General features: G+C 72.9%; 1 protein-coding gene. It reads left to right on the top strand.

From position 1 onward, the window contains the following. Window positions 1-239: 239 nt before the first annotated feature. The coding region (locus tag AC1DSF_RS30835; protein WP_478184112.1) for a hypothetical protein at window positions 240-461 on the top strand (222 nt) is incomplete at its 3' end.

Genomic DNA, 461 nt, shown 5'->3' with positions numbered 1-461 from the left:
CGGTACCCGGCGGGGAGGCGCGGTCTCCCGACGGCAGGGGCGCCGCGCCGGACATGTCGCCCGGGTACGAGGAATTGGATGATATTCCGGACTTCCTCAAACCGGGCCCGGACGAGGCACGCGAGGCCCAGGCAGACGGAGGGCTGAGCGGCGGGGTCGGTAGGTGGGTTGAGTATGACGACTGGGGCGACGGATCCGGCGACCCGGTCGAGGTCGACCGTCCCGCGGCGGAACCCGCGTTGCCGGGAAGAGAAGCCGAAAACGGTTGGTGGATGCAAAGCTACGCATCGCCCGACGGGAAGGCCGAGTCCCCGCCGTCCGCGTCCGCCACGGCGAGCGGAGCGGAGGAACGTGCCGGAGCAGCCGGTGCCGAGCCCGCCGAGCTGGACGAGCCGGCGGTGGAGGAAGACCCCGGCCGGGCGGGCGGCCTCTGGGGACGGGTCCGCGCGAGTGCCCAGAAG

It is taken from the genome of Variovorax sp. 01N429 (genome assembly GCF_056399425.1).
Note: the sequence above shows the minus strand (reverse complement) of the source record. Positions and strands in the feature narration are given on the sequence as shown.